The sequence below is a fragment of the Arthrobacter sp. 4R501 genome (assembly GCF_002929755.1).
GTDB lineage: Bacteria > Actinomycetota > Actinomycetes > Actinomycetales > Micrococcaceae > Arthrobacter.
The window spans coordinates 44,981-64,316 of record NZ_PJIW01000023.1; the positions used below are offsets into that span (position 1 = coordinate 44,981).

Sequence of the window (19,336 nt, forward strand, 5' to 3'; positions counted from 1 at the left end):
GCTGATTCATACTGAAATCGTACCGATCCAGACGGTTCGTGATGGCTGGTGGCTGATGGCTGATGGCGGCACGATGGAAACGGAAGTGCCCCGCCGAGGCACGTATAAGCGTAAATCGGCGGGGCAACCTGCGTTAGAGGCGCTTGACTCCGACCGTGTGGTCGGTGGTGAATTCAGCAATGGCCCAGTCGCCGTTGAACCGGCCCAGTCCGGAGTTACCTTCGCCGCCGAAAGGTACGTGCGATTCGTCGTGGACCGGCATCTCATTGATATGCGTCATGCCGGCCTTGATGCCGAGGCCGAACTGCACGCCGCGATCGAGGTCCTGGGTGAACACGGAACTGGAAAGTCCGAATTCGGTGGCGTTGGCCAATTCCAGTGCGTGGGCTTCGTCGTTGGCCTTGATGATGCCCACCAAAGGTCCAAAGATCTCCTCGCGGGCAATCTCCATGTCGGGACTGACGTCGGCGAACACGTGCGGCGGCACGACCCGGCCTGTGATTTCGCCTTCAAGGACGGTGCGGGCGCCCTCAGCCTTGGCTGTTGCGATTTTCGTTTTCAGCCCTTCAAGCTGGCTGTCGTTAACGACCGGGCCAACCAGGGTCTGCGGTGAAGAGGGGTCGCCGAAGGGGACGCCCGAGGCCGCGGCGGTGAAGCGCGCCACGAATTCATCGTAAAGCGGGGCCTCGACAATGATGCGGTTGACGGCCATGCAGATCTGTCCCTGGTGCAGGAACTTGCCCAACACGGCAGCTTCGACCGCAGCTTCCAGGTTCGCATCGGCAAGGACCACCAGGGGCGCGTTGCCGCCGAGTTCCAAGGCTACCTGCTTGAGGTGCTCTCCACCGGCGGCAAGTTTGCCAACGTTCTGCCCGATCGGCGTCGACCCCGTGAAGGAGATCAGCCCGGGGACGGGATGCGTGACGAAGTCGTCGCCGATCTCGGATCCGGCGCCCACCACCACGTTCAGCACGCCGGGTGGCAGTCCCGCTTCCTCAAATACTCTCGCGAAGATAAGCCCGCCTGTAACTGGTGTGTCACTGGCCGGTTTAATGACTACGGCATTGCCCGAGGCCAGGGCCGGAGCTACTGAACGCTCAGAGAGGTGGAGCGGAAAATTCCACGGGCTGATGACGCCGACTACGCCGATGGGGCGGCGGTAGACGCGCAACTCTTTGCCGGGCGTGTTGGACTCAACAATGCGGCCGTGAACCCGGGTGGGGAAGGAGGACGCCTCCAGGGTAATCCCGGCGGCCAGGGAGACCTCTACCTGGGCCTTGCCCACTGTGGAGCCGGACTCTTTGATGAGCCAATCCACTATTTCCTCGCGACGCTCCTCCAGGATCTGGGCTGCCCGAAGGATTACCTGGCGTCGGGCGGCCGGAGGCTGGGCGGCCCACTCCTTTTGTGCCGCTTCGGCAGCCCTGTAGGCCTCGTCCATGTCCTGCTTGTTGGCCTGGCGGATTGAAGCCAGCACCGAGTCGTCGTACGGGTTGGTGACTGTCAGAGTCTTCTCGGACCTGCCCTCACGCCACGTTCCGCCGATGAACTGCTGGGTGACGGGCAGGCCGGCAAACGTCGCCGTGATTTCCAAGGTGGTTGTTGTCATGGTTTTGCTCCTGGGAGGGTCGTAGTTGGGAGAAATGGCATCGGAGCGGTCCCCGGTTTGGGTCCGCCGCTGGTCAGAAGACCAGGACAGGCTTGATGACTTCGCCGGATTCGGAAGCGTCGAAAGCGTCGTTGATGTCGGCAAACGCAAAGGTTTTGGTCAACTTTTCCAGCGGGAACTTTCCTTGCTGCCAGAGTCGGATGAGCCGGGGGATTAAGACCTGGGGCACGGAATCTCCTTCGATAATGGTGCGGAAGTGCCACCCTTTGAGTAACGAAGCACCAACTTCGAAGGACACCTCTGTGCCTGGGGCCGGCGCCCCGACGAGAGCCACCGTTCCACCGGTCCCCAGGATGTCGGCAGCCTGCCGCAGGACGGCGGGAATACCCGTGGTGTCCAGGGCATAGTCGACGCCGCGCCCACCGGCGATCTGCGCTATCTCTGCTGCCACGTCCGTGAAGCGGCTGTTGATGGCGTGGGTGGCCCCCAGGTCCTTTGCTGTGGCCAGCCGGGACTCGACGATGTCGACCGCAACAATGGTTGTCGCACCCACAGCCGCGGCGGCCATGATTGCCGCGCAGCCAACGGCGCCGGTGCCGAGGACAACAATGCTGGAACCCGGGCGTACGTCCAATGAGTTGATTACCGCACCGGCCCCTGTCTGGAGGCCGCAGCCGAGGGGGCCGAGTAACTCCAGCGGAAGGTTCCCGTCTACCTTCACGACGCTGCGGACAGCAACGTTGACGTGCGTCGCGAAAGACGATTGGCCGAAAAAGTGTGAGGAGCCTGCGGAATCGCCGTCGGTCAGGGCCGTGGAACCGTCGGGGCGGGAACCGGAAAAGTTGCGGCCGAAAAATTCGCTGCAGTACGCGGGCCGTCCTGTCAGGCACTGCCCGCATACTCCACAGGAATTGGCGGAAAGAACCACAGAGTCCCCGACGGCGACAGAGGTCACCAGGGAGCCGACCGCCTCGACTATTCCTGCTCCCTCATGCCCGAGAACCGCCGGCAAGGGCGTGGGGTATACCTGGTCGCGGACGATCGCGTCGGTGTGACAGACGCCGGTTGCGACGAGCTTCACCCTGACCTCGTCGGGGCGGGGCTCATCCAGGGAGAGTTGGACGATCTCGAAAGGGGCTTTGGGCGCGGTAGCGAGGGCAGCAGTGACCTTCATTGGAATGGCTCCTCAGGGTAAGGCTTGAATTGGCGGAAGCTGACACTTGCGGCACACGGTATGGGGTCCACGGCGGTGAGCGGCTTTCGGGGCCAAGGACCCAACGCTGGGCCTTGCAGTCGTCAAGCGTTCGTTGCCGCGGAGAGACCGTGCATCCGGACCGGTGCCTATACTGTGACACCTAGCACAACGGGCGGGGTTGTCCCCAGGCGACATGCAGGTTGTCGGTTGACGCCATCCTCGCCGCACACAAGGAGGTGCCGTGCATGACGGTGGGTTTGATAGCTGACGCGTGGTATCACGACATGGAGTCGACGTTCGGCGGGCTTGAGGTAGTGGCTCTTGGGAATTCCGCTGGGCAGGTTTCCGGTGCGCTGGCGGCGAAGGAGCTGGGCCAGGTCGGAATATATGGAGTCTCGGGCACCCCACAGCAACTCGTCCGATCACCCCGTGCAGTACGCCAGTCGCCGGCGGAGTTACTCAAGGTGTGCGCAATGCGCCGCGGGCGCTGCATCATCGAGCAGTCCGGACGTGAGCTGACCGTCGCGCCCGGGGACGGTGCTGGCACAGTTCATCAGCGCCTGCATTTCCATGACTGTCCCCGCGCCGGCAGCTTGGAACCACCTGGCCACCGCCGGTGAAGCACTGCTGGCCAGTGTGGTTCTGCAGGCTTATAAACCCTCCACCGGGGACATGGCCGAGTTCCTCCGGCATGAAATCGAGTCTTATGTCGATCGAAACCTGCAGGACCCGAACCTAGGCCTGAAGCAGATCGCTTCCTCGCACCACGTCTCCGTGCGGACGGTCCAGCGGCTGTTGGCAGGAAGCGGCACGGGTCTGACCGGGCTGATCCGCAAGAGTCGCCTGCAGTCCGTCCGTCGCGACCTTGCTGACCACCGCACTGCCCATCTCACCATCGCCGAAGTAGCAGCGAGATGGTGCATCCATGACGCCCAGTGGCTCGCCAAAGCTTTCAAGTCCGAGTTTGGCATGGGGCCGTCGGAGTTCCGCAAATCCTCTGCAACGGAAACCTAACCCACTCACGCATCCTCGCTGTAGGCGGATTCCTTCACAGGCACTAGCTCCTACTTATTTCAAGATGCGCATAGTCGCGTCTGATTGATATCTTAAATGTATGGATTGCCCCCCGGCCTAATCCCGGGTATTTGCCGCATATGGCGGGCGTCACACCTCTGGAACACTGGAGCAAAGCCAAGGGACGCAGATTCACCCCACGGCATTACTTCCATGCTCCGTCAGAGAGGACAGGCATATGGCTACGCTCCACACCGTCATCGCCGAAGACCCGCGCAAAGAGGCGCGCACCGCAAACTGGGTGGCCTTCGTCATCTGCACCGCATTGTTGTTCGATGGCTACGACCTTGTTGTGTACGGCACCGTCCTTCCGGGACTGCTCGCCGACCCGAGCCAGATTGGCGCCTTCGATGCCGCTACCGCCGGCCTCTTGGGCTCGTGGGCGCTCGTTGGCGTGTTGGTCGGATCATTGATCTGCGGCGCGGTCGGCGACTTCTTCGGCCGCCGCCGTCTCATGCTCCTGGGCATCGCCTGGTTCTCGGTGGGGATGTTCGTCACGGCGCTGACCACATCCGTGGCGTCTTTCGGCGCTTTGCGTTTCATCACGGGCGTGGGCCTCGGTGTCGTCATTGCCACCGCAGGCGCGACGATGGCAGAGTTCGCGCCGGCCGGCCGGCGACAGTTCTACAACGCGATCGTCTATTCCGGCGTCCCGGCTGGCGGTGTGTTCGCCTCCGTCATGGGCATACTGCTCCTTAATAACATTGGCTGGCGCGGACTCTTCATGATCGGAGCCCTCCCCCTCGTCCTGCTCGTGCCCATCGCATGGTTCAAGCTACCGGAGTCCCCCCGCTGGCTGCTGGCTCGAGGCCGTGAGGATGAGGCCCTGGCTGCTTCGCAGCGGACCGGCGTTTCGCTCATTGAAGAACAGGTCATTCGGCAGATAGGCGCAGCCCCGCAGAAGACCGGTTTCGCGGCCGTCTTTTCCAAACAGTTCGCGGTGGCGTCCGTACTTCTGGGCTTGATGTCATTCTCCGGCCTGCTGCTGACCTACGGCTTGAACACGTGGCTGCCGAAAATCATGGAGGGATACGGCTACGGGCGGACATACGCACTGTTCTTCCCCTTGGCGTTGAACCTCGGCGCGGTGGCGGGAGGTCTGCTGCTCTCGCGCTACGCTGACAAGGCTGGTCCCCAGCGGGTCATCGCGAGCACCTTTGTACTGGCCACTATCTCACTGGTGCTGATGACCTTCGGCTTCCCCCTGCCGATGTTGTTCCTGTGCATCGCCATCGCCGGAGTGGGCACCCTCGGCACCCAGGTGCTGGTTTACGGTTTCCAGTCCAACTACTTCACCACCAACGCCAGGGCAGCCGGTGTGGCCTGGTGTGCCAGCGTGGGCCGCCTGGGCGGCATTCTCGGACCAATCATCGGCGGCTGGCTGGCGGCTGCGGGAATCGGCGGCGCCACCGCGTTTTACATCTACGGCGGCGTCGCCCTGCTGGGTGCAATCGTCACGGTCTTGGTCCCCCGTCAGCGGAAGCTGGAAGAAGCTGGGCACAGGGCCGAGGAAATCGTTGAGCACTCCGTGGAAGAGGACCTCAGCGTCACCACTCCCCCGGTCCGCCTCTGATCCTGCGCAGCCGGCCACTGCCATAAACGGGTCGAAATCCACGGAGAGGGTGCCCAGGCCATGCCTGGGCACCCTCTCCGCTGCTGTTGTGCTGGGCAGGCGTACCTCGCATGCCATTATGTCAAATGAACACAAGAGTGGTCGGCTTTATACTTGATTAGGGAATCAATAGGGTGGGCGCCTAACCTGAGGCGCCTCACGGAGGGATGGCTTAACCAATGGAGATCAGGCAGCTCAACTACTTTATTGCCGTTGCGGAGGAGCGCCACTTCGGCCGTGCGGCCAAACGCCTGCATATGGCCCAGCCACCTTTGTCCCAGCAAATCCGGCAGCTGGAAGAGCAATTGGGTGTGCGCTTGCTGAACCGCACCACCCGCAGGGTGGAACTTACGGCCGCCGGGCAGGCGCTGCTGGACCGGGGACGGCAGATCGTTAATGCGGTCGGAACACTCCGGGCAGATGTATATCAGGTCGGGCAAGGCGCATCCGGCGTTCTGCGCGTGGGCTTCTCCGGCTCAGCGACCTACGGTGTTATGCCCCCGATCGTACGACGCGCCAAGCAGGCACTCCCTGGGCTGTCGCTGAATCTGCACGGCGAGATGCTCACCCCGGCCATGGAGGCCGGCCTGAGGGATGGCACGTTGGATGCGGCCCTGTTGCGCCCACCTATTGCCTCCCAGGAGATCGAATACCGCATCGTGACGCGGGAGCCGCTGATCGTGGCGTTGCCGTCCTTCAGCGCCCTGGCCATGGACCGGCCAGTGGCCGTACACGAACTCCAGGACCAGGAATTCATCTCCTACCCGCCGGAGTCCGCGCTCTACCGGACCACAGCAGCTCTCTGCCGCAAGGCAGGTTTCCAGCCTCGTATCACCCAAGTAATCAGTGAGACGTCCACAATGCTCTCCTTTGTGGCAGCCGGAACTGGCGTTGCCGTCATTCCAGCGAGCGTGCGTGCCTTGCAGCTCGAGGGGGTCGTTTACCGTGACATCGAACAGGCCCCCGAGGTGGAGCTGGCCGTAGCCTGGCGGCGTGAGGACCGGTCATCACTGCTCCAGAGCTTTCTGGATGTCGTGGGCACGGCCACCAAGAACTTGCCCAACCGTACTCCCAGCCCTCCCGGATCCTGATAGGGGAGGGGCCGGTTCGATGCCATGTGGCCTGCGCCTCAGTCCGTGGGGCGGAAACGTGCGGCCAGTTCGCTGCGGGAGCGGATCCCGAACTTCCCATAGATGCGGGTCAGGTGGTACTGGACAGTCTTGTCGGCCAGGAACAGTGCACGGGCAGCCTCTTTGTTGGTGGCCCCGGCCGCCACGAGTTCCGCCACTGCCTGCTCCTGGGCCGTGAGCTGGACCTGCGGTCCTGTCACGGCTACGAGCACGGCGTCAGATGGATCGGGCATGTTGCCGACGTCAAGGCCTGTCGCCTTCAGCTCCCGATCGCATCTGTCGACGTACGTGGCAGCGCCCAGGGAATCATAGAGATCCCTGGCTACGCGCAGCACGGAGGATGCAAGGCGCCTTTTTCCGGCGCGTCGCATGCTTTGCCCGAAGGCAAAGCTCACCCGGGCCCGCAGATATGGCCGGTTGTGCCCTCGCAGATGCCCCAGCGCCGTCTCGAAATGCTCCCGGGCTATGTCTGGATCCCCCTGCGCGGCAACGAGCCGGCCCCGCGCCCACGCCATTCTTGCCAGATCTGACGGCACGGCCCGCTCCCGCGGCACCTTCTCGAAGGCGGTAAGGAAAGCGTCGGCCACATCCAACTGGTCGGTCATGACCAGGGCGTTAACGTAGGAGTCCTGCCACGGCCAAAACGACACCCTGTTCTCTGTCCAGGGGTCCAGCTCCGTCAGTGGCTGCAGCACAGCCAATGCGCTTTCGTAGTCCGCCCGTGCCTCATGGAAGCGTGCCCGGGCCAGGCTGGCAGGGACCTGCATGGCGCGATAGGTGCCCGGCTGCACCGCCGCTTGGGACACGTAGTACCGTGCACGGTCCCAATCCCCACGCATGGACCACAGTTCGGCGGCGGTCCAATACAGTAAGGGGCGGATCAGCGGCATCCGGGAGGTCTCGAGCCGCACCGAGGCGCGTGCAACCGTGGCTGCGGCCGCGTCCCAGTTGCCGAGCACAAGCTGGGTGCGGGCCAACCACGCCTCTGCCCACAGCGAAATCCGCAACGAGCCGCCGCGGAATTCAGTCGGGGCAGCGGCTTCGAAATTTACAAGCGCTGTCTCTGCGTCATCCAGTCGCAGGGCCAGCCATCCGGCACCCATCTGAACGCGTTGCTTTTGGGCGTTCTCGGACGCATGTTCGAAAGCCCGGCGATAGGAGGCCTCGGCTTCAGACAGCCTGCCTTGGGCGTAAAGTCCCAGTCCGTAGATGGCTTCAGATTCGATGTGGGCAGGCGTACCTGCCTGTGTCAGTGACATGGCCTGCTCCGCCCAACGGGTGATGACAGGGCCATCCCAGGAGGCCACCCCGTGCAGGACCAAGCGTTGGGCCACCTGCGCGGCGGCCGTCGGGTCCCGTTGCGGGTTGCTTGTTCGCCAGGCCATTTCCAACTGGGTTTGGGCGCTGTGGTTCTGTCCGGACGCAGTGGACAGGTAGCCAAGAACGGAGGAACGCAGCGGCGAAGGCGCCATGGCGTCGACGGCGGCGGCCCACATCTGTGCCTGGGCAATGTTGCCGGACCCCACGAGGGCATCTACAGCTCTCAGTTGGCGATCGTTGCCGACGCGGATGTCACCCGAGAGCCGGGACGCAGAAAACAGTGCGGTCGAGACATCGTGCCAGGCACCTACGAGGGCCTGTTGCCGGGCGTACTCCTCAAGCTCCGCGGCCAGAGCCTCGTCCGGTCCCGGGGTAGCCGCCACCCGGTGACCCAGGCGGTCGCCCTCATTCTGCACCGAGTCCGCAGCCGCGCGGTGCAGGCGAATGCGCCGGCTGGGTGCAATCTGCTCGTAGACGGACTCGGTCGTTCCCGTTTCGAAGAATTTCACCAGCGAGTGGGCCTGGTCCACAGACAGGCCCAGCAGTCCGGCCCGGTGGCCCTCGTCGAGGGCATCCATCACGGATTCGACCCCACTGACACGGGCAACCTCAGCCACCCCGGCATTGCGGCCGAGCACGGACGTGGCCTCAGCCACAGCTACCAGGTCGGGGGACGCGGCTTCGAGGAGACTGCGCACCTGGGCTCTCACACGTGAACTCGGAGGCAGGGACGAGAACCATGTCTGCCAGGTTTCCGGAGGAAGCTCGCCCAGAAGTTCGACAACTGGCTGGGGCCAGCCTCCGGTATGCCGCACGATCTCGTGGGCGGCCGTCGCGTTCAGGTCGATGCCAAACCACCGTCGTGCGAGCTCCTGGACCCGGTGCGGTGACAGGGGATCCAGTGGAAGACGGGAAACCTGATGCCCAGTGAGGAAGGCCAATACACCGGCTGGCACCAGCCGGGCCTGAGCGGGATCCAGGGTGACCAGGAACAGGACTCTTTTGCTGCGCAGCCGGCGCATGACGAAGACGAGGACGTGGAGAGTTTCTGCGTCCAGATGCTGAACGTCGTCAACGGCAACCACCACGCTCCCGTGCAATTGAAGCCCGTCGAGGTGTGCACCCAGAGTGGACGCATAGTTGGCGGCCTGGGCGGGGTTGAGTATGCCGCCCAGGTCCGCGGAACGGCCGTTTCCTCTGCCAGGGTCCTTTGCCGAGCGCAGCGGCGGGGTGACCATGAGCTGGGAGTAGCCGGCGAGCGGGAGCTGCGCTTCCCATTCATCGCCCGTGGCGGACAGCACCCGCACGCCACGCGCGACGCCACGGCAGTGCTCCAGGAAAAGGTCCAACACCGCTGTCTTCCCGGATCCCCGGGGGCCGCTGAGTACCACCGTACGCACGTTGCCTTTACGCACAGCGCGGAGGCTTTCCAGTAACTCCTCGAAGACCTCGGCATGGCCGAGCAGCGCCAGGCCCTCCTCGGGGTTGCCGTGGTGGTGGCCCGGAATCATGCTGGCAAGCTTACTCGACCGCGCGTCGCGGCCACGCCAGCGGGTTTCAGTCACAGCAGGCTCAGCCCAGGTCTCCGCCTGCCACCGGAAGGATGCTGCCAGTGACATAGGATGCTTCGTCGGAGGCTAGGAATACGATCGGCGCAGCCTGTTCGTCCAGTGTGCCGTACCGCTTCAAAAACGATGATTCAACGGTCTGGTCCACAATGGTCTGGTACCACGCCTTTTCGGTAGTTGACTCGGCTTCCGGTCCGCGCTTGACCTTTCGTGGCGGAGCTTCGGTGCCGCCCGGGGCGGTAGCAACTACGCGGATGCCGCGCCCGGCAACCTCCATGGCCAGGGACTGGGTCAGGGCGTTGACACCGCCCTTCGCTGCGGCGTAGGGGACGCGGTGCATTCCGCGGGTGGCCACTGAGGAGACGTTGACGATGGTGCCCGATTCCTGGGCGAGCATCGCAGGGAGGACTGCGCGGCAGGACCACAGGGTGGGGAACAGCGAACGGCGGATCTCCCGCTCAATCTTCTCCTCGTCGTATTCTTCGAAAGGGCGGGCCCAAATGGTTCCTCCCACGTTATTGACGAGCACGTCAACCCTTCCGTGGAGGGCCAAGGCCGCGTTCACTGCCTGTGCTGCTCCGGCGAAGCTTTCCAGGTCCGCCGTGACGGAGCTGGCTGACCCGCCGCAGCCAGACTCCTGGGCGGCCTCCTGGATTCCCTTGGCAACGTCCTGCACAATGTTGGCGCGGTCAACCAGGACCACCGAGCCTCCTTCAGCCCCGATCCTCTCCGCGACCTTCTGCCCGATTCCCTGGGCCGCGCCGGTGACCAGTGCCACTTTGCCGGCGAAGCGGCCGGGCGTGATGAACTGTCCTGAGTACGCCGCCACCGTCAGAAGCCCTTGACCGTGGCGTCGATCGCTTCGGCCATGGTGCCCTTTGCATCGCGGGCGTGAGCCATGATCACTTCCCGGGCCCGCTCCTTATCGCCGCGCTCAAACGCGCCAACGACATCCAGGTGGTCCTGGGCGACCCGGTCAAAGATATGCGTGCCCTCTGCAAAAGTGGCTGCCATTTGGGCGTGGACGTCGAGCCGACGGTAGGACTCCAGCAGCATGGGGTTGTCGGAGATCATGAAAAGGTACTCGTGGAACTCTTCATTGGTCCTGACATACTCTTCCGGGTCGAGAACCCTTCCGGCGTCCACCGCCCGGGTAGTCGCTTCGGCAAGACGACGGAACTGGTGCAACTGCTCTTTGCTAAGGCGGCCCAACATCAGCTCGGTCACGGCAAGTTCAAGGCCCATGCGGGCGTCCAGGTGCGCGAAACTGTCTTCCTTACGGAACTCGAGCCGGCCGGTCTCCATGGATGAAATGGCTTCCACGCGGCTAATAGTGTCGCCTGCGGTCTCCACCTTCTCCGCGGAGGCGGGCGCGCCCGTCTCGGCGTCCCCGCCGGTGGTTTCCTTGGGGGCGAACCGTTCAAAGTAGAAGTTGGCTGGCTGCATGCCCTCGGTGTCCAGCCACTTGGAGACGGCATTGACCATGGGCGGCGGTCCGCAAAGGTAGACATCGACGTCGCCATCGTTGAGGTGGGACGGCTGGATGATCTGCGTGACGTATCCCGTGTGCGGGGCAGAGGTATCCGCCTCGGAGGCAATGTAATCCCAGGTGAAGGTCGGCAACTTCGCTTCGTAGGTGTGTAGCCAATCGAGTCCCACGATGTCGGCTTCACGGGAGACGCCATAAATCAGGTGGACCGGCGTGGCCGGGGGGTTCTCGGATAACTTCTCCAGAATGGACAGGAGCGGGGCCAGGCCGGTGCCGCCTGCCAGCAGGAGCAGGGGGCGCTTGGGCTCGCGAAGGAAGAAGGAGCCGTAAGGGCCTGTGAACTCGATGGTGTCACCTACTGCCGCGCGGTCACGCAGGTACTCGGACATCGCGCCCTGCGGGGTGATGCGCACCATGAAGGACGCATCCATCCCTTCGGGGCCGTTGCTGAACGAGTACGAGCGCTCCGCGTCGGTGCCCGGGACCCTGATGTTGACGTACTGGCCGGGCAGGAAAGCCAGTGCTTCCCGGTTCTGCATCTCCAGAGCGAAGGAGATGGTGGACTCCGAGTGCTTGTCGAGTACCTTCAGCGTGGAAGTAAAAGTGGCAGCTGAGGTTTTCGCGGATTCGGAAGTGGCCGGGATCTGGATGGCGAGGTCCGATTCCGGAACGGCCTGGCAGGTAAGGAGGTAGCCCTTCTCAAGCTCCTCTTCGGTCATGGCGTCGTCGATATAGTCCCCGGGGTCGAAAGAGCCGGAGTCGCAAAACGCCTTGCACGTGCCGCAAGCGCCATCCCGACAGTCTGAGGGGATGTTGATGCGTGCCTTGTAGGCCGCGTCCATGACGGTCTCGTAGTCGCCGACTTTGATGACTTTGGTGACGCCATCTTCGAAACTGAGGGCTACCTGATGGCCCATGATTCCTCCTGGTTGGGGGTCGCATCCTCGCAACCCCCGGAAAGTTAGTGCGGTTATCTCTTACGAGCAGATTTGGCGGCGGGCTGCCGTCAGATCATGTAGACATCCACCACGTGGTGGATGTAGTCGTTCTTCAGTACAACCTTCTTTTTCAGGATCACCGGCTGCTCGCCGGAGAGGTCGATGGTGTAGAAGCTCGTGCCGAAATACGTGTCGGTGGTGTTGTACCGGAAGTACAGGGTGAACCAGTTGAAGCGGACCTTGACCTGGCCGCCGTCGTGCTCCAGGACTTCAACGTCCGTGATGTTGTGACCGGTGCGCGGCTCAGGGAGGGATGTAGCGGAGGAGCGGTCCGTCTTGATCCGGAATACCCGGTCCTCGATGCCGCCACGGTTGTCGTAATAGATGAGCGAGATCTCATTCTGGGGGTCGACCGTGAGCCGGTCATCGACGTCCCACGCCGGCATCCAGTACTCGGAGTCCGGGTGATAGCACTGGAGCCACTCGTCGAACTGGCGGTCGTCCAGTAGCCGGGCTTCCCGGTAAAGGAAAGCGCGAACAGTCTCGAGGGTCGCGATTTCGTCGGCGCTCTTGAGCGCGGTTAAGGGGTTAATGAGGTTGGCCATTGTTTTTCAGCACTCTCTGTATGGATTGAAAGTCTCAATCACGCCGTGACCGGGACGGATTCCTGGGCAACGGATTCCGCGTCGGCGAGGGCCTTATCCATTACTTCCTTCCAGTACCCGTGCTGGATCGGGTAGAGCCCCTCGTCTTCGGTGCGCACACCGGAGGCGATCACCCGCGACATGCCCAGCGCGGTAGCCTGCTCGTCAGGACCGGAAATCTCGTGGGTGGAGCCGCGCGTCATATCGTTCCACGGCGCAGATGTGGCCCAGTAGGTCTTGTTGCAGGATCGGAACTCCTCGAGGTCGTCCGGCGTGGCCATGCCGGTTGCGTTGAAGAAATCCTCATACTGGCGGATGCGTTTTGAGCGGTTTTCCTGGGATTCACCCTTTGGCGCAATGCAGTAGATCGTCACCTCGGTCTGGTCCGCTGAAATGGGACGGAAGTGACGGATCTGCGACGAGAACTGGTCCATGATGTACACGTTCGGGTACAGGCAGAGGTTGCGTGAGATGTTGATCATGAAGTTTGCCATCTCCTCGCCATACTTTTCGACGAGCTCGTCGCGGCGGTCCCACAGGGGACGGTCCTCGGGGTTTGTCCACTCCTGCCACAGCAGCAGGTGCCCGTGATCGTAGGAATAGAAGCCGCCTTTAACCTTGCCCCACTTGCCTGCGTCCATGGCCTTGGTCTTGTTGGCGGAATCGCCGGCGGTGCGGCGGGCAGTCGTCGCGGCGTAGTTCCAGTGCACGGCGGTGACGTGGTAGCCGTCGGCGCCGTTTTCCGCCTGGACCTTCCAGTTGCCGTCGTAGGTGTAGGTGGAAGCCCCGCGCAGGACTTCGAGTCCGTCCGGGGACTGGTCCACAATCGAATCGATTACCTTGGTGGCATCTCCCAAATGTTCTTCCAGCGGGAGGACGTCAGCATTCAATGAGCCGAAAAGGAAGCCCCGGTAGGAGTCGAAGCGGGCTACCTTGGTGAGGTCGTGCGAGCCCTCCTTATTGAAGGTTTCCGGGTAGCCGGCATTGCGGGAGTCCTTGACCTTAAGGAGCTCTCCGGAATTCTTGAATGTCCAGCCGTGGAAAGGACATGTGAAGGTGGTCCTGTTATCGGTTTTGCGTCTGCACAGCATGGCGCCACGGTGGGAGCAGGCATTGACGATGCAGTTGATTTTTTCGTCCTTGTCCCGAGTAAGGACGACGGGAGTCCGGCCAATGTAGGTGGTGAAGTAGTCCCCCACGTTGGGAATCTGAGATTCATGGGCAAGGTAAACCCAGTTGCCCTCGAAGATGTGCTTCATCTCCAGTTCAAAGATCTCTTGGTCGGTGAAGATTTCACGCTTCGCCCGGATAACGCCGTTCTCTCGATCGTCGACGACGGCGTCAGCCAGGACCCCACGGACACGTGTCAGATTCTCGGTCATGGTGTGCTCCTTCTTTGGAGAGGGTGCGGGTAGGCGGGCAGCGACTGCGCGGCCGCACCTCAACCCCTCGGGCGGAATGAATGTGTCCCACCCAGTCTGCGGCAAGGTGACTGCGCTCACATCAGGCAAAACCCTAGTGCCGACCAAGGGTTCTTTTATGTACGCTTAGCGACATAATCAACGCCATATGAGTCCTTGTTTCGTCCTTATTAGCTAACTAGCATGAGATGGACGCCACGTGAAGCCGGCGAACCTGCGGGTGCACGGCTTGCGGCCGGCGCGTTTCGGGGAACGGGCTCATATCCCGTTTCCGATGCATCTAGGAGTGTGGAGATCACTATGACTGAGAATCAGCTGGACACCCGCCAGGAAAATGAGGGTACCGCTGTGGAGGCCGGTTCGAAGGCGACCGAGCGCTTCACCGCGTCGAGCAAGCTCGCGGGAACGAGCGTTTCCAAGGAGCGTGTGAGCTTGCTCGCCGGCGCTCTCATCAAAGCAGCTAACGACATCGTCGTCGAACACGAAGTCACCTACGAGGAGTACAACGCCCTGAAAGCCTGGCTGATCAAGGTGGGCAACGATGGCGAGTGGCCGCTGTTCCTGGACGTGTGGCTTGAGCACACCGTGGAGGATGTCAACTCCCAGGACCGGCCCGGTACGAAAGGCACTATCGAGGGACCCTATTACGTCCCGGACTCCCCTGTGCTGGATTCGCCCGCCACGGTTGAGATGCGTGATGACGAAGATGGCGTTCCGTTGCAGTTCAGCGGCCGGTTCACCGACACCGACGGCAACCCGATCCAGGGTGCACAGCTCGAGATTTGGCATGCGGACTCGGCGGGCTTCTACTCCCAGTACGCCCCGGGCCTGCCGGACTGGCTGTTCCGCGCCAACGTGCAGGCCGACAGCAATGGACGCTTCGTTCTCCACACCATGCGCCCGGCTCCGTACCAGATTCCCACTGATGGAGCCTGCGGACAGCTGATCAGTGCTGCGGGCTGGCACGCCTGGCGCCCGGCCCACATTCACATCAAGGTCTCAGCGCCCGGCTACCAGCCTGTAACCCAGCAGCTCTATTTTCCCGGCGACCCGCACAATGCGGACGACATTGCTTCGGCTGTCAAGCCGGAGCTGATGCTCAACACCACACCGCGTACAGACGGCGCTGCCGGCGAAGAGGCCTCATATGACTACGTCCTCGCCAAAGTGGGACAGTCCAAGTAGGAACTCCCTTGACATGGTCGGGTTCATGATTTCCGTCCAATGAGGTGCCCCAGGGCAATGAGCCCTGGGGCACCGTTCTTCCCAGCACCACTGGACTGCCTGCCACAAGCGAAAGGAACCGAGCCGTTGAAGATCGAGCGGATCGAAGTGATCCCGTACTCCATCCCGTACACGCACCCCCTGAAGTTCGCCAGCGGCGAGGTGGCAAACGCCGACCACGTTCTTGTGCGTGTGCACACCGACGACGGCGTCGTAGGAGTCGCGGACGCACCCCCCCGCCCATATACCTACGGCGAGACACAAGAGTCCATCGGGACGATCATCGAGAAAACCTTCGCCCCACAGCTGACCGGCCTCGAGATCGTGGACCGGGAGCAGATCCATGCAGTAATGCGCCGGACCATTCACAACCAAGTGGCGAAAGGCGCCGTAGACATCGCGGTGTGGGACGCGATCGGCAAAACGCTCCGCACTCCAGTGCACAAGCTATTGGGTGGGTACACCGACCGCATGCGGGTCAGCCACATGCTCGGCTTCCGGCCAGCGCAGGAGCTCCTCGACGAGGCCCTGCGTTTCGGCGAGCAATACGGCATCACCACCTTCAAGCTGAAAGTGGGCCGTCGGCCGCTGTCACTGGACGTGGAGGCCTGCCACGTGCTGCGCGAGGGACTGGGTGAGGACGTGGAGCTATACCTTGACGCGAACCGCGGCTGGACCGCGAACGAAGCCCTCGAGGTGCTCCGGAGGACTGAGGGGCTCGGGCTGACCATGCTCGAGGAACCGTGCGACGCCAAGGAAGCACTGAGCCGCCGCCGCCTGGTCGACAAATCGCCAATCCCGGTGGTAGGCGATGAATCCGTCCCCACGGCTGGGGACGCGTCCCGGGAACTGCTTTCCGGTGGCTGCAACGCCATCTGCATCAAGACCGCCCGTTCCGGCTTCACCGAGGCCACCGAGATATTAGGGCTATGCACCGGTCTCGGCGTGGATGTGACCATGGGCAACCAGATCGACACCCAGATCGGCTCGCTTGCGACTGTCACCTTCGGCGCCGCACACGAGGCCACCAGCCGCCGGGCAGGGGAACTGTCGAACTTCCTCGATATGGCCGACGACCTGCTGGCGGATCCACTCCGGATAATCGACGGCACGATCCGCGTGCGCGATCTGCCGGGGGTCGGAGCAGAGATCGACGAGGATAAACTCGCGGCCTACCGCCTGTCCTAGCCCGACCATCAAGGAGGAAAAAGAATGTTGTTCTTAGCCCGCATGGACGTGCAATTCCCAGCGCACCTCTCCGCTGAGGACGTCACCCGCATGCAGGGGTTGGAGAAAGAGTATTCCCAGGCCCTGCAACAGGACGGCCACCTTGCCTCCATCTGGCGAGTGGTCGGCGAGTACGCGAACTATTCGGTGTTCGACGTCGAATCCAATGACGAACTGCACCAGATCCTGAGCAGCTTCCCGATGTACCCCTTCATGAAAATCAAAGTCACCCCATTGGCCAAGCATCCCAACTCCATCCGCTGAGGAATCTGTATCCACTGCGGCGGCCTTTGTAGTCACCAGGACCCCACCTCCGCCATCGCTCAGGAGACATCATGCCCCGCTTCCCAAGGACCGCGCCGGTGACCACCGGATCACGGCCTGGCCCGGTCCATGGAGCCCAACCACGCTTAGAACGGCCCCAGCTCCGTCCGGCCGGCGTACGCGACATCCTGCGGGACATCGGCCCACACTACGCCTCGAACGGGCTTGTCGGACTGGCTTTCTCCGCGTCCGGGCCGGTAGCGGTCACTCTTACTGTCGGGTCGCTCGGCGGACTGACGGAGGCCCAGCTCGCGTCGTGGGTCTTCGCCATGTTCCTCTCCGCTGGCGCGGCGACCCTGGTGATGTCACTGATCTATCGCCAGCCGTTGGGCTTCGCCTGGTCCATCCCAGGGACCGTGCTGTTGGGGCCGTCGCTGCAGCATCTGTCGTTTCCTGAGGTGGTAGGGGCGTTCTTCTCCGCCGGTGTGCTGATTCTCGCGCTTGGTTCGTCCGGAGTAGTGCGTCCGATCATGGCCGCGATCCCCGTTCCGATCGTCATGGCCATGGTCGCCGCCGTGTTCCTTCGGTTCGGGACGGACATCGTCTCCTCCACACGGGCCGACCCCGCAGTGGCGGCACCCATGGTGCTGGCGTTCCTTGTACTCACCGCCGTGCCCTCCCTAGGCAGACGCCTCCCTCCGGTACTCGGTACTTTGGCGGCAGGCGTCGTCGCCGTTGTGCTCAGTGGCCGGTTCGCGATGTCCCAAGGCGGACCGATCCTGGCCATGCCCGTGTTCACAGCCCCCGCGTTCACTTGGGCCGCCCAACTGGAATTAGTGATCCCCCTGGCACTCACGGTCCTCGTGGTTCAGAACGGACAAGGCGCTGCTGTGCTCCGGGCCGCAGGACACAACCCTCTGATCAATGTCTCCGCGATGACCTCCGGCGTGTTCTCACTGCTCAACGCCACGCACGGCGCGGTCTCCGCCTGTGTCACTGGACCTACCAACGCCCTTCTGACCGCCTCCGGGCAGAAACAGCGCCAGTACACGGCCGCGGTGGTCTACGGACTACTGTCCCTGCTGTGCGCTTTGCTGGCTCCAATGCTCACCCGCCTCATGCTGGCCACGCCCCAAGCTTTCGTTCTGGCCCTGGGGGGAATCGCCATGCTGCGTGCCCTCCAACAGGCCTTCGTTTCCGCTTTCGCCACGAACTTCACCTTGGGAGCCTTGGTTACTTTCGTCGTCACGATCTCCGGCCTGGACCTCTTCAACGTCCATGCCGCATTCTGGGGCGTCCTCATCGGCTACGGCCTATCGCGTCTGCTTGAGCGGCAGGACCACGCGGAGACCTGACGGAGCCGTGCCACCCCCTCGGTCCATCACCGCAAACACGCTGTGGTCGCCGCTGCACTCCAGCCAGGCCGCTCTTGAAGCTGCGGAGGCGCTGGGCTGACGTAACTACCGCAGGCACGGCCACGATACGGAACCACTAGCTCGGCCTGGCTAATCCCGCCAAGAAACCCAGACCGGCCGGGGATGGCACCAACCGACCCAACCAGGACGTCTGGACGCCGCATTCCTTCACGGGCACGGACGCAGACCAGAACTTGGCCATCTATTTCCGCCAAAAGAATAGATCCATTCACAAGCCCGAAGGCCTGAGGAAATGAAGACTATCCTCCAGCCGAATCAAGACACAATGTTGCACCGTGTCGATAAGACAACATTTGCTGCTGCCTTCTTCCAGATTCTGAGCTGCCGGGGAGATCTCGGACACAGAAGCCTATCGCTTCAACCCTGACCACCGCCCGGGTCACAACAACCCCTGGACTGACGGTAACGGGTAACGAACGACGGCTCCAGAGAAGATGGCTTTACCGATGATGAAGCGGAACTGAAGGGGCCCGAGGAGACCCATGGAGGACCTACAGCAGACCTCGTCCGTGGCAGTGCCGTTGAACCTCAAGGCCTTCATCACCGAACTCAAGGAACACCTAACCCCGGCAGATGAGGCCGACCCAGCAGCCGCGTAGCGGCAAGCCGCCGATATCTCTTTGTCGCGGCGGCATCCGGATCCCTCATCGACTGATAGAGGGTCACAGAAGTTGCTGAGTTTGATCTTTGGTGATGCGGCGGAGGTGCTTAGGGAGCTTCACGCGGAACATCATCCGCGGGACTGGTGAAAACGCTGACGCGGCCAGCCACGCGCTAACGCTCAAGTCATGTACAACTCTGTGGTCACGGTCATAGACAGGAATGACAATCCGCTTGGGCCTGGCCGGCTCCGTAAACTCCACGAGTGAGGCGGTATTCGCGCTGACAGCCGTACGACCGCCGTGCCCAGGATGCTTTCCTTTCCCTGCCCAAGAATTTCAAGCGAACTATGGAAAACTAGGGGAAGTCTTGATCCACCGGCGGGATGGTTTAAGCCAGCAGCACACCAGCCGCACCGAGCGCGGGAGCAGCATGCACCAAGTCAAATGCGCGGAGCAGGAGAAGCCATGAATCAAGCACCAGCCCCGGACGTCGCCTCCGTCGTCGGCGGTAGCGCCGCGGTTCACCGCAGGAGCGTGACATGAAACGGATAGCAGCGCCCCGTGCCCCCGGCGGCCCCTCGCG

At 62.7% G+C, this 19,336-nt stretch carries 14 protein-coding genes; 7 read left to right on the plus strand and 7 right to left on the minus strand.

All coding sequences use genetic code 11. The annotated features are described in order from the left end of the window. Positions 1–133: 133 nt before the first annotated feature. Together CXR02_RS19255 and CXR02_RS19260 are read right to left on the minus strand one after the other, a co-directional pair. Positions 134–1,609: an aldehyde dehydrogenase family protein gene (locus tag CXR02_RS19255; protein WP_104063445.1), complete on the minus strand. Its 1,476-nt coding sequence runs from the start codon at positions 1,607–1,609 to the stop codon at positions 134–136. A 73-nt stretch (positions 1,610–1,682) separates the two neighbouring features. Continuing rightward, positions 1,683–2,783: an NAD(P)-dependent alcohol dehydrogenase gene (locus CXR02_RS19260; RefSeq protein ID WP_104063446.1), complete on the minus strand. Its 1,101-nt coding sequence runs from the start codon at positions 2,781–2,783 to the stop codon at positions 1,683–1,685. Positions 2,784–3,374: 591 nt separating this feature from the next. Between CXR02_RS19260 and CXR02_RS19270 the strand changes: the two genes are divergently transcribed. The 3 genes from CXR02_RS19270 (at position 3,375) to CXR02_RS19280 (ending at position 6,581) form a co-directional block, all read left to right on the plus strand. After that, positions 3,375–3,818, plus strand: coding sequence for a helix-turn-helix transcriptional regulator (locus tag CXR02_RS19270; protein ID WP_104063448.1), 444 nt, complete (start codon positions 3,375–3,377; stop codon positions 3,816–3,818). Positions 3,819–4,056: 238 nt separating this feature from the next. After that, a complete protein-coding gene (locus CXR02_RS19275) occupies positions 4,057–5,451 on the plus strand; it encodes an aromatic acid/H+ symport family MFS transporter (protein ID WP_104063449.1) in 1,395 nt (464 codons plus the stop codon). A gap of 218 nt (positions 5,452–5,669) precedes the next feature. Beyond that, complete coding sequence (locus CXR02_RS19280; protein WP_104063450.1) at positions 5,670–6,581, plus strand: LysR substrate-binding domain-containing protein; 912 nt, start codon at positions 5,670–5,672, stop codon at positions 6,579–6,581. Positions 6,582–6,619: 38 nt separating this feature from the next. Here CXR02_RS19280 and CXR02_RS19285 read toward each other — a convergent pair whose 3' ends face one another. From CXR02_RS19285 to benA, 5 genes are all read right to left on the minus strand, one after another. After that, positions 6,620–9,559, minus strand: a complete 2,940-nt coding sequence (locus tag CXR02_RS19285; RefSeq protein WP_258061128.1) for an AAA family ATPase — start codon at positions 9,557–9,559, stop codon at positions 6,620–6,622. Then, positions 9,513–10,337, minus strand: a complete 825-nt coding sequence (gene benD / locus CXR02_RS19290) for a benzoate diol dehydrogenase BenD (RefSeq protein WP_104063451.1) — start codon at positions 10,335–10,337, stop codon at positions 9,513–9,515. Before benD ends, CXR02_RS19285 begins: the two co-directional genes overlap by 47 nt. Positions 10,338–10,339: 2 nt before the next feature. Further along, entirely contained in the window at positions 10,340–11,914 is a 1,575-nt protein-coding gene (benC, locus tag CXR02_RS19295) for a benzoate 1,2-dioxygenase electron transfer component BenC (protein WP_104063452.1), read from the minus strand. An 89-nt stretch (positions 11,915–12,003) separates the two neighbouring features. Further along, a complete protein-coding gene (gene benB, locus CXR02_RS19300; RefSeq protein ID WP_104063453.1) occupies positions 12,004–12,540 on the minus strand; it encodes a benzoate 1,2-dioxygenase small subunit in 537 nt (178 codons plus the stop codon). A 38-nt stretch (positions 12,541–12,578) separates the two neighbouring features. Next, positions 12,579–13,961: a benzoate 1,2-dioxygenase large subunit gene (benA, locus tag CXR02_RS19305; RefSeq protein WP_104063454.1), complete on the minus strand. Its 1,383-nt coding sequence runs from the start codon at positions 13,959–13,961 to the stop codon at positions 12,579–12,581. 339 nt (positions 13,962–14,300) lie between these two features. Between benA and catA the strand changes: the two genes are divergently transcribed. The 4 genes from catA (at position 14,301) to CXR02_RS19325 (ending at position 18,070) form a co-directional block, all read left to right on the plus strand. Next, positions 14,301–15,185: a catechol 1,2-dioxygenase gene (gene catA / locus CXR02_RS19310; protein WP_181037292.1), complete on the plus strand. Its 885-nt coding sequence runs from the start codon at positions 14,301–14,303 to the stop codon at positions 15,183–15,185. Positions 15,186–15,311: 126 nt separating this feature from the next. Beyond that, a complete protein-coding gene (locus CXR02_RS19315) occupies positions 15,312–16,412 on the plus strand; it encodes an enolase C-terminal domain-like protein (RefSeq protein WP_104063456.1) in 1,101 nt (366 codons plus the stop codon). Positions 16,413–16,436: 24 nt separating this feature from the next. Beyond that, positions 16,437–16,715: a muconolactone Delta-isomerase gene (catC, locus tag CXR02_RS19320; RefSeq protein WP_104063457.1), complete on the plus strand. Its 279-nt coding sequence runs from the start codon at positions 16,437–16,439 to the stop codon at positions 16,713–16,715. Positions 16,716–16,786: 71 nt separating this feature from the next. Next, positions 16,787–18,070: a benzoate/H(+) symporter BenE family transporter gene (locus CXR02_RS19325; RefSeq protein ID WP_104063458.1), complete on the plus strand. Its 1,284-nt coding sequence runs from the start codon at positions 16,787–16,789 to the stop codon at positions 18,068–18,070. The last annotated feature ends 1,266 nt before the right edge of the window (positions 18,071–19,336 follow it).